At 40.3% G+C, this 8,099-nt stretch carries 8 protein-coding genes and 2 pseudogenes; 5 read left to right on the forward strand and 5 right to left on the reverse strand.

Going from position 1 to position 8,099, the window contains the following annotated elements:
* A pseudogene (locus tag ACZFYI_RS11650) lies at positions 1 to 518 on the forward strand (hypothetical protein); the annotation flags it as partial.
* Between the two features lie 9 nt (positions 519 to 527).
* On the opposite strand, the gene ACZFYI_RS11655 reads toward ACZFYI_RS11650, so the two are convergent.
* The gene (locus ACZFYI_RS11655) at positions 528 to 1,874 is read right to left on the reverse strand and encodes a neutral/alkaline non-lysosomal ceramidase N-terminal domain-containing protein (protein ID WP_462524304.1); all 1,347 of its coding nucleotides are present in this window, start codon (positions 1,872 to 1,874) and stop codon (positions 528 to 530) included.
* A 36-nt stretch (positions 1,875 to 1,910) separates the two neighbouring features.
* On the reverse strand, positions 1,911 to 3,074 hold the full coding sequence (locus tag ACZFYI_RS11660; protein ID WP_462524305.1) for an AIR synthase related protein: 1,164 nt from the start codon (positions 3,072 to 3,074) through the stop codon (positions 1,911 to 1,913).
* 245 nt (positions 3,075 to 3,319) lie between these two features.
* Between ACZFYI_RS11660 and metK the strand changes: the two genes are divergently transcribed.
* From metK to ACZFYI_RS11675, 3 genes are all read left to right on the forward strand, one after another.
* A complete protein-coding gene (metK, locus tag ACZFYI_RS11665) occupies positions 3,320 to 4,573 on the forward strand; it encodes a methionine adenosyltransferase (RefSeq protein ID WP_462524306.1) in 1,254 nt (417 codons plus the stop codon).
* 108 nt (positions 4,574 to 4,681) lie between these two features.
* Entirely contained in the window at positions 4,682 to 5,179 is a 498-nt protein-coding gene (locus ACZFYI_RS11670) for a hypothetical protein (RefSeq protein ID WP_462524307.1), read from the forward strand.
* Between the two features lie 4 nt (positions 5,180 to 5,183).
* Positions 5,184 to 5,705 carry a hypothetical protein gene (locus tag ACZFYI_RS11675; protein WP_462524308.1) on the forward strand — a complete coding sequence of 174 codons (522 nt, stop codon included), beginning with the start codon at positions 5,184 to 5,186 and terminating at the stop codon, positions 5,703 to 5,705.
* Positions 5,706 to 5,707: 2 nt separating this feature from the next.
* Here ACZFYI_RS11675 and ACZFYI_RS11680 read toward each other — a convergent pair whose 3' ends face one another.
* The 3 genes from ACZFYI_RS11680 to ACZFYI_RS11690 all read right to left on the reverse strand — a co-directional run bounded on the left by ACZFYI_RS11680 (position 5,708) and on the right by ACZFYI_RS11690 (position 7,437).
* Complete coding sequence (locus ACZFYI_RS11680) at positions 5,708 to 6,127, reverse strand: type II toxin-antitoxin system VapC family toxin (protein WP_462524309.1); 420 nt, start codon at positions 6,125 to 6,127, stop codon at positions 5,708 to 5,710.
* Entirely contained in the window at positions 6,120 to 6,374 is a 255-nt protein-coding gene (locus tag ACZFYI_RS11685; protein ID WP_462524310.1) for a DUF6364 family protein, read from the reverse strand. The genes ACZFYI_RS11680 and ACZFYI_RS11685 overlap by 8 nt, the downstream gene beginning before the upstream one ends.
* A 70-nt stretch (positions 6,375 to 6,444) precedes the next feature.
* A complete protein-coding gene (locus ACZFYI_RS11690; protein WP_462524311.1) occupies positions 6,445 to 7,437 on the reverse strand; it encodes a D-alanine--D-alanine ligase in 993 nt (330 codons plus the stop codon).
* A gap of 152 nt (positions 7,438 to 7,589) precedes the next feature.
* Between ACZFYI_RS11690 and ACZFYI_RS11695 the strand changes: the two are divergent.
* Positions 7,590 to 8,099: pseudogene (locus tag ACZFYI_RS11695) on the forward strand (hypothetical protein); the annotation flags it as partial.

The following is an 8,099-nucleotide window of genomic DNA, read 5'->3' on the forward strand; positions in this document are numbered from 1 at the left end:
AAACTCCAGGGCTTATCCTTGCCTCTTTAACTATGGTTTGGATGGGATTTTTGAAAATTGGCGGGCAAAAGATTTCTTGGTTGAAAGAAATATCTACGGCGGTTATTTATGTTTTGGGGATTTCGCTTGCGCCTTTCGCCAGTATTGATTTTGAATTGATAGATAAAAACTTTTATGTTTTTGTTTTCATTTACTTTTTAGCTGCTTTGGTTAATCTCCTGATGCTGTCTTATCTCGATGCTGAGGAAGACGAAAAGGATGGGTTCGGGTCGGTGTTGGTATTGATTCCAAAGACCGGTTTAAAAAACCTTATTTTGCTATTGGGAACCGTGGGAATCGGTGTGCTGATGGTTCTTGCTTTTATTTTGCCATCCTTCTATCATATCTATTCTTTGATTTTGGGATTGATTCTAGGCTATCATTTGATATTGTTTTTCTCCAAAAACCAAAATAAAGACCAAATCAGGAAAAAATCTGAGGCCTTGTTCCTCCTGCCCTTATTGTTGCTTTTATTTTAGAGAATATTCCTACTCAGCTGCTTTATCGATCATCCTTTTGATGATTTCATCAAAGTAGGCGCCATTGTATGGACCAAACCAATTCATATCCCGAGTTTCATAAAGCGGATAATTGTAATATTTGTCGGGAGTGATGTATCCGATATAGCCTCCATTAAAGCAGGTTATTATAAGGTGAATGTTTTTTTCGGCGGCATAGGCTTCCCAATCTTTCATAAAGACACCTGAAATTTCCCCGCTTGAACTTATAAATAAGGTTTTCCCAATTTGGATCATGTCAAAGTGGGCATTGGTGTCACCTAAAATTGAATTGAAAATCCAGGGACGGATCCGGACTTTTTCACTGATCCTGAAATGTGCTTTTCTTAAACCAAGGGGTAAATTTCCGTGCATGAACTTTGCCTCTTCAACGGGAAATACCTCATGGATATTTTCTGAAAGATTCCTGTGCAGGGTCAAGGCATAGGATTCTACATTTTTTGGTTCTTTTCCGGTAGCTACCGGACGATGGCTTCCAACTGTCCCGGCTGCAAAAAGTGAAAATTCATACTCCTCTTCTTCCATCATTTTGGTCAGGTAATTGGGATAATCACCCGACAGGCCCATGAATTTTGAGTTTAAAATGGTGGGGTGGGCACTGTATGTCAGAATGGTTCCTTTTTTACCATTCCTTTTCTCGAAGATTAATTGCCTGATATAAGGGTCTACAGGATCTTCAGCGATGAGCCTGTTGGCAACAAGTGTATCGGCTTTGGTTTTTTGAAAGTAAACAGTAGCTGAATCCATTGTTGATATGGCTGAGTTCAGGCCTTCAATGGTTCTAGCTTCCAGAAGTTTGACTATTTTTTCATCAAAGCCGCCAAAAGCAAGCTTGCCAACAAGTCCCGGGATATGTCCACCAATGCCGCTATGCGTATGGGTGGCAGTGAAATAAATATGATCAATAGCCAATCCGGATTCATTGATGGCTTGACTGATTCTTTCCTGAAGGTATGGATGGACAATCATCAATTCATAGTTCAAAAAAGCCACTGTGGATTTTCCATTACTGATGACCATCGTTTTGACAAAGCTGCTGTCCTGCACAAACTGATACCTTCCGCGTGGTTTATAGCCCACCAATTTTGCAGGAGTGGAAGGAGTAGTGTTGGTCGAAGCCCATCCTGCCAACCAAATTTCACCTTGAGAAGAATTAATACTCATGGTGTCGAGGTGCGCGACAGTTTCTTGGTAGTATTCCATTTCCCTGTAATCCCGCCAGTCAATCCTGGTCAAAGTGGTCAGAGCCAAAAAAACAATCACACCAAAGGTCCAACCGAAAATTCTGAAAATCCTTTGGGCAGTTGTTCTAGGCATATTTTTCTCTAAAAACTGTTGATTCTATTCTGCAAATTAATATTCAAATATACCATGCGCACCCTGAACGGTCACTTTTTTACCCTCATGTGGAATGACCCGTCCGATTATTTTGGCTTCTACGTCAAATCCCTGTGCGATATCTATTATTTCCTCGGCATACCTTTCTTCGACATAAATCTCCATCCTATGACCCATATTGAATACCTTGTACATTTCCTTCCAGTCTGTCCCGCTTTCTTCCTGAATCATTTTGAAAAGTGGCGGTGTATCAAATAGGTTATCTTTGACAACATGTACATTATCTACAAAATGGAGAACTTTGGTCTGGGCACCCCCGCTACAGTGTACGATTCCATGGATGGCTGGTCTCAGGTATTTCAAAACGTCTACCATGATGGGAGCATAAGTACGTGTGGGTGAGAGCACCAATTTCCCCATATCGACAGAAAGTCCAGGTGCTGGATCTGTCAGGTTATATTTTCCGGTATAAATCAGGTCAGAAGGAACAGCAGGATCGAAACTCTCAGGATATTTGGATTTCAATAGTTTGTTGAAAACATCGTGCCGTGCGGAGGTGAGGCCGTTGCTTCCCATTCCTCCGTTATATGAATCTTCATAGGTAGCCTGCCCAAAAGATGCCAATCCTACTACTACATCTCCTGGCTTGATTTTGTCATTGGAGATTATTTCCTCTCTTTTCATCCGACAGGTCACGGTGCTGTCTACGATAACAGTCCGTACCAAATCTCCTACATCTGCCGTTTCTCCCCCTGTAAGGACCACGTTGACACCATGGTCACGAAGCATTTGCAATACTTCTTCTGTGCCGTTGATAATGGCAGAGATGACTTCTCCTGGAATCAAGTTTTTGTTTCTTCCAATGGTAGAAGAAACCAAAATGTTGTTGACTGCCCCGACGCATAGCAGGTCATCTGTATTCATGATGATCGCATCTTGGGCGATACCTTTCCACACACTCAGATCCCCGGTCTCTTTCCAATACATGTAAGCCAAGGAAGACTTGGTACCGGCCCCATCAGCATGCATGATGTTGCAAAAATCCGGATCATTTCCGAGTGTATCTTCTACTATTTTGCAGAATGCCTTTGGAAAAAGTCCTTTGTCCAACTTGGAAATGGCCTGGTGTACATCTTCTTTGGAGGCGGAAACGCCCCGCTGCATATACCTTTCGTTCATCGAGAATTTGGGGATTGTGTGTATGATACAAAGTTAAGGATTCCATCGGGATTGAAGGATGGAAAACCAGGAAGATTGCCAAAATCGATTTTTCAGGGTTTGTTTCCGATTGCAAGTTTGTTGATTTAAGTAATACTGATAAACTTCGGATTCAAAAAGTCTTAAGCTTTGATATCCGATTTTTTATTTCCCTTCGAAACCTTATTTTTACGACCCAATTAAAAACGCATTAAATATTTTCTCATATGCCATATTTATTTACATCAGAATCAGTGTCTGAGGGTCATCCTGACAAAGTCGCTGATCAGATTTCAGATGCTTTGATTGATAATTTTTTAGCTTTTGACCCGAACTCCAAAGTCGCCTGTGAAACATTGGTGACGACAGGCCAAGTTGTTTTGGCAGGTGAGGTCAAGTCTGAAATATACCTTGATGTACAAAAAATAGCCAGAGACGTCATCAACAGAATCGGCTACACCAAAGGAGAGTATATGTTTGACGGGAACTCCTGCGGAGTACTTTCAGCTATTCATGAGCAATCCCCTGATATCAACCAAGGCGTAGAAAGGACCAACCCTGAAGAACAGGGTGCTGGTGATCAAGGTATGATGTTTGGCTATGCGACCAAAGAAACCGATAACTACATGCCTTTGGCACTTGACCTTTCTCACAGGATTTTGAAGGAATTGGCAGCGCTGAGAAGGGAAAACAAAGAGATCGCATACCTCCGGCCAGATGCCAAATCCCAAGTGACGATCGAGTATGGTGATGACAACCAGCCTTTGCGTATCGATGCTATCGTGGTTTCGACACAACATGATGACTTTGATGATGAACCGGCAATGTTGGCCAAGATCAAGGAAGACATGATCAAAATTTTGATTCCAAGAGTGAAGGCTCAGTTGAAGCCTGAAATTCAGGCATTGTTCACAGACCAAATAACTTACCATATCAACCCAACAGGGAAGTTTGTCATCGGCGGACCTCATGGAGATACCGGCTTGACCGGAAGGAAAATCATTGTGGATACCTATGGTGGTAAAGGCGCCCATGGAGGAGGTGCTTTCTCCGGAAAAGACCCATCCAAAGTTGACCGGTCGGCTGCTTATGCCACAAGACATATTGCCAAAAATATGGTCGCTGCGGGAGTAGCAGAAGAGGTTTTGGTGCAGGTTTCCTATGCCATCGGTGTGGCAAAACCTATGGGAATCTATGTCAATACTTATGGAACTTCCAAAGTGAAAATGAATGATGGTGAAATTGCCAGAAAGATCGAAGCAATCTTTGACATGAGGCCCTATGCCATCGAACAGCGTTTGAAGCTTAGAAACCCGATCTATGAAGAAACTGCCGCATATGGACATATGGGAAGAGAAAATGAAATAGTATCTAAAACATTTAAAAACCCTTATGGGGAAGCTAAAACTCTTGAAGTGGAATTGTTCACTTGGGAGAAGCTGGATTACGTTGATAAGATTAAATCGGAGTTTGGGATATAACGGAAAGCGGCTTTTGGGCCGCTTTTTTTATGGATTGGAAATCTGACCTATTTTGTCATTTGAGGGATAACCTAATCAGTTGATTCTCGTTTCTTTGGACAATCGCTTATGAAATCACTTCCTTTAATTCTAATTTTATTCCTTGCCCCATTTTCTATCCAAGCCCAAAGCTATCCAGTACTGTCTTACCGCGAAAATTTCTTTGGGAACCATATTTATCTTGCAGATGGACAAAAGGTAAATGCAAAAGAAATGGAAAAAATCATTTCTGTATTTCCTGAAAATGCAGGAATGTTTACCAAAGCAAAGAGGGAAAAAAGAATGGGAGAATCAATAAAATGGGGAGGTTGGGTCCTCTTTACAGGTTCGATATTGTATTTGTCTTCTGGGGAAATCAATCAGCGACGCGCATTGACTTCAGCGGGACTTTTTGTTGCATCCTTGGGAATGGCGTCGATAGGCCAATCTATGAAGCGGAAAGGAAAACTCGACGAAAGAGATGCCATAGATATCTATAATTTCAAATCATCTAGAAGATATGGTTTCCAACCTGATTTGCAGATAAAAGTATCCCCCTTGTCTATGGGCCTAAGTCTAAACTTCTGAACTAATGAAAATACTATTTTACGCCTTTTTTATGTTTTGTGGCCTGAGTCAGGCTTTTGGTCAGCAACAGCCCTTTTTAAGGGTTGAATACCGGGAGACTTTCATAGGAGATAGAATCGATATTTTAGATGGGCCAAGAGTTTTGACGAAAGAGGAAGTTTTCCAGATGATGCAGACGCAGCCTACCGCATTTGAGAAATACCAACAGGCGATGAAAAAGCAAAGAACAAGCAAATTGTTGGATGGGGCTACTTTCTTGACTACAGTCGGTGTAATCGCACTGAGCTTCATTCCTCCTCAATCTTCTTCTTACAATACCAGAAATAACCTCTTGCTACCTGCGGTTATCACTACTCTGGGATTGGGGATTGCTTCAGGCTTTTATAGGAGAAGCAGCCGAAATATGACCAAGGAGGCTGTGGATTTGTATAATTTTTCTGAAAAAAAGAAAGATCCTATTTATTTTGATGATGGCCTGACCTATTACAATATCCCTGATTTCATTGGTTTTCAGATCCGGTTTTAGATTCAATGAAAAAATGTTTTCAAATATATTTCAGGACTCATCGCCGGCAAGGCTGATTTCCTAAAATCTTTGGTGTTTCTGCTTATTATTATTTCAATTCTTGGATTTAGAATGGCTATTGCATTTTGGATTCCACCTTCAAAATCGCTGAATTCGAGCTCAAGAGCCATCAATAACGAAGCTTTGTCTGAGTTCAATATTTCGACCATTCCAAGTAATTCCTTAATTAAGTAGATTGATTTTTCATGTCCAATAATCTTCCTAGCTATATAATAGATATTGTTGACCGATAAAGAAGAAATGAAAAGTTCAATTTCTCCCAACTCTGACAAATCAAAAATCTTACTTGCTTGTTCAGAAAAAGGTCTTCGGTCCAACAAAAAATCCAACACAACATTAGTATCAAGAAATACTTTATTCATGATGCTTTTTGATTATTTCTTGTTCTAATATTTCTTTGTAATCAAAATTATTTTCAGTTTTCAAAATCCCCCTTAGCCTGTTTACTCTCTTTGAAACAACAGGAATTTTTGTTGATTCGTCTTTTTCAATCAGTAGCTTGAAATAATTTTCTACCAATTCTGAAAGGCTGCTTCCTTTTTCAGAGGCAAACTTTTTGGCTTCTTCAATTACAGATTTATCTAGTGAAAGGGTTAGCTTGGTATTCATACGTAGCTTAATTATTAAAACATGTATATGTAAATTAATTAAAACTCAAGAATCTACCCAATTTGAAATATTAATGATTTGAAAACATTTCCTCGATCAGGGCATTGTAAAAATCCTTGACATCAATTCCTAAAGCACGCACCTGTTGGGAGATCAAGCTTGTTTCTGTTTGACCCGGGACGGTGTTGATTTCGATAAAATAGAATTTGCCAGTATCATGTTCTAAGAAATAGTCAACTCTCACAGCACCCTTGCAATTTAATTTTTGGTATACTTTTTCTATGATTCGGTTTACTCTTGAGACTTCCTCATCCGTCATCCTTCCGGGGGTGATTTCTTCACAAACACCGGGAGAATATTTGGCCTCAAAATCAAAAAACTCCTTGCTGCTGATAATCTCAGTTGCGGGAAGCACTGTTGTGATTCCCCTTGACCGATAGACACCGATTGAGAACTCCCTGCCGGAGACAAATTCCTCTACCAACACCTGTGAATCTTCTGCAAATGCCTTGTCCAAAGCCTCCTGAAGTTCACTAGGTTCTTTGACTTTGCTCATCCCGATACTTGACCCCCCGTTGTTAGGCTTGATGAAGAGTGGAAGGCGGAGTTCTTTTAATATTTTGGCCGTATTCTCAGAATTGTTGGCAAACAATTGGATCGACCTTGCCACAAACAGCTCTTCGATGTCCTGCACAATTGCTTTGGTGTACCCTTTGTTCATGGTTATGGCAGAAGTTAAGGCATCACAAGTGGTATATGGGAGTCCGATCATATCAAAATAGCCAGCCAACTTACCATCTTCACCGGGTGATCCATGAAGGATATTGAAAACGCCGTCGAATTTGATTTTTTGATTCTGAAGGGTAATTGAAAAATCATTGAGGTCAACCGGGACTTTTTCCCCTGTGATGGATTCATGGTACCAATTTCCAGGGTAAATGAGGATTTTATAAATGTCGTAAAGGCTTCTGTCAATCGTTTTTTCAACTACTGCGGCACTTTTGAGTGAGATGACAGATTCTCCGGTATAGCCACCGGTAACTAATGCAATTTTCTTCTTCATGGCATGTAAAAGTAAATATCAATTACCACTTATCATTGGATGACATAAAAAAATAGAAGCCATAAATTCCAGAGCAGACTTTCTCTTTTCTGTGGTTTTAGCAATTTAATTGTATATTCAATAGCCGCTTTTCGTACAAAATCCTGTAACAGATGGTAAACGTCAAATATTCCAAACCTAATCCCTCAAGGCTTTCGCTCAGGTTGGCATTCTTTATCTTAAGTTTTTTTATTTTTTTAAAAGCGGGCGTGGCCCAAGTCAATACCAAAACACTTTCCGAAGCACCCTACATTTACCTACAAGGAGATCAGTTCAATGCAAAATGGGTAAAAAACGGAGAAATGAGGAAAGCGGAAAACCTCAGTTCAGATTTTCTTGCAAGTGAATTTGGCTTTGGATTGAGTTCAGAGATATTTCGCCAAAACAGGGAATCCGTTCCGGATTTTATTCAGGAATTTAAAAATGTCCCACAACTTGCCATCATATCTGATATCCATGGGCAATACCCTCTGATGGTAGCATTGTTGAAAAATCATGGAATTATAAATGAAAATCTGAATTGGTCATTTGGAAATGGTCATATGGTCATCAATGGTGATATCCTCGGACGGGGAAATATGGTTACAGAAGTATTGTGGCTGGCTTACAAACTTGAATACCAA

Source organism: Aquiflexum sp. (assembly GCF_977115555.1).

Bases quoted from the DNA above. Each gene is read 5' to 3' on its own strand.
- ACZFYI_RS11655 (WP_462524304.1), bottom strand. From the start codon at position 1,874: ATGCCTAGAACAACTGCCCAAAGGATTTTCAGAATTTTCGGTTGGACC.
- ACZFYI_RS11660 (WP_462524305.1), bottom strand. From the start codon at position 3,074: ATGAACGAAAGGTATATGCAGCGGGGCGTTTCCGCCTCCAAAGAAGAT.
- metK (WP_462524306.1), top strand. From the start codon at position 3,320: ATGCCATATTTATTTACATCAGAATCAGTGTCTGAGGGTCATCCTGAC.
- ACZFYI_RS11670 (WP_462524307.1), top strand. From the start codon at position 4,682: ATGAAATCACTTCCTTTAATTCTAATTTTATTCCTTGCCCCATTTTCT.
- ACZFYI_RS11675 (WP_462524308.1), top strand. From the start codon at position 5,184: ATGAAAATACTATTTTACGCCTTTTTTATGTTTTGTGGCCTGAGTCAG.
- ACZFYI_RS11680 (WP_462524309.1), bottom strand. From the start codon at position 6,127: ATGAATAAAGTATTTCTTGATACTAATGTTGTGTTGGATTTTTTGTTG.
- ACZFYI_RS11685 (WP_462524310.1), bottom strand. From the start codon at position 6,374: ATGAATACCAAGCTAACCCTTTCACTAGATAAATCTGTAATTGAAGAA.
- ACZFYI_RS11690 (WP_462524311.1), bottom strand. From the start codon at position 7,437: ATGAAGAAGAAAATTGCATTAGTTACCGGTGGCTATACCGGAGAATCT.